Origin of the sequence: Niastella sp. (assembly GCF_045805085.1) — a bacterium.
Classification (GTDB): domain Bacteria; phylum Bacteroidota; class Bacteroidia; order Chitinophagales; family Chitinophagaceae; genus Niastella.
In genome coordinates, this window is the sequence record NZ_JBJMLX010000225.1 from 1 (window position 1) to 2,291 (window position 2,291).

Annotated in this window: 1 protein-coding gene; it reads left to right on the top strand. The window is 49.6% G+C overall.

The features are described from left to right. A partial coding sequence (locus ACJ751_RS11550) for a PKD-like domain-containing protein (RefSeq protein WP_407745649.1) occupies positions 1–2,291 on the top strand: 2,291 nt, incomplete at both ends.

A 2,291-nucleotide genomic window follows, 5' to 3' on the forward strand; every position in this document is an offset into this window, starting at 1 on the left:
CAAATATTCAGATCCCAGCTTCGCAGTTAGGAGTAAACTATCAATTGCGGAATAATACGGGTAATGTAAATATTGGCAGTTCCGTGGTCGGTACCGGATCAACCATCAATTTGCCAACAGGCAATTTGAGCACAGCTACTACATTTAATGTATTGGCATCTAATTCTTGTAGCGTTCAAATGACGAATACTGTCACCGTTAACATAACACCGTTGGCTACCTTAAGCAGCAGTTTAACACCGCCTGCTGTTTGCACCAATACACCGTTTAGTTATACCCCAACGAGTGCCACATCAGGCGCCAGTTTTAGCTGGAGCAGAGCAGTAGTTGCCGGCATTAGTAATGCGACTGCCAGCGGCACGGGTAACCCGAACGAAACGCTGATCAATACAACAGCCAACCCGGTGAATGTAACGTATCAGTATACGGTAACAGCGAATGGCTGTACCAATCCTGGTGCGTTCCCTGTAGTGGTAGTGGTGAATCCAGCGCCCACTCTTTCCAGCACATTAACGCCACCGGCAATTTGTGATGCCAATCCATTCCAGTATATACCCACAAGCCCCACAGCGGGTACAACGTTCAATTGGAGCAGGGCAGCGGTTACGGGCATCGACAACGTGGCTGCAAGCGGCACCGACGATCCGAACGAAACACTGTTCAATACCACTATAGCGCCGGTAAATGTAACCTATGTGTATACATTATCGGCCAATGGCTGTACCAATCCTGCTGGTTATAATGTGGTGGCAACGGTAAATCCATCCCCGGTTGCCATTGCAACAGATACGGTTGTAGGCAATTCAGCAGGCGTATGCGGCGCCCTGATAACCCTTGGCGGAAATGTAACCACCAATGGAACGCTTAGCTACACAGTTGATGGCTTACCTATTACCAATCCACATACATTCCCGATAGGTACAACCAATGTTACCGTTACGGCTGAAAATGACTGCGGCACTTCCACTACGGCCTTTGATGTGACCGTGAACGACACCGAAGCGCCGGTTGTGCCTGTTCTGGCTAACGTTACCGGTCAGTGCAGCGCCACTGCTACAGCCCCCACTACAACGGATAATTGTGCCGGCTCCATAACTGGTACCACAACCGATCCATTGACTTATTCAACCCAGGGCTCTTTTGTGATCCATTGGAGCTTTGATGATGGCCATGGTAATATTTCTCACGCAACCCAGAACGTAATTGTTCATGATGATACGCCACCAGCTGTGCCCACATTGGCCGATGTAACCGGCGAGTGTTCCGCCACCGCTACAGCGCCCACTGCATTGGATAATTGTTTCGGCCTTATCACCGGAACAACCACCGATGCGCTGACCTATACAACCCAGGGCACCCATGTGATCCATTGGAGCTTTGATGATGGCCATGGTAATATATCTCAGGCGACGCAAAATGTAATTGTTCAGGATGTAACAGCTCCCGTATTGCCCGAACTGGCTGATGTAACCGGCGAATGTACGGCCACCGCAACAGCGCCAACCACAACGGATAATTGTTCAGGCACCATCACTGGTACTACCACCGATCCATTAACATACTCCACCCAGGGAACACATGTGATCCATTGGACATTTGACGATGGCAACGGCAATACGTCTACAGCCAATCAGAATGTGGTAATACACGATGTAACGCCGCCTGTAGTGCCAACACTGGCAGATATAACCGATGAGTGTACTGCTACGGCTACTGCACCCACTACTACAGATAATTGTGCGGGTACGATCACTGGCACTACCACCGATCCGTTGACTTACTCAACCCAGGGCACGCATGTGATCCATTGGACATTTGATGATGGACATGGCAACACTTCTACGGCCAACCAGAATGTGATTATCCATGATGTAACCGCTCCTGTAGCGCCCACCCTGGCTGATGTAACCGGCGAGTGTACTGCTACCGCTACGGCGCCAACAACAACTGATAATTGTTCAGGCACTATTACTGGTACTACTACCGACCCAGTGACCTACACTTCAGGCACCCATGTGATCCATTGGACATTTAATGATGGTAATGGAAACTCTTCTACTGCCAATCAGAATGTGATCATACACGATATAACCGCTCCTGTAGCGCCCACATTGGCTGATGTAACCGGCGAATGTTCTGCTACTGCTACAGCGCCCGCTACAACGGATAATTGTGCGGGTACAGTTACCGGTACTACTACCGATCCTGTGACCTACACTTCAGGCACGCACGTGATCCATTGGACATTTGACGATGGCAACGGCAATACTTCTACAGCTAATCAGAATGTG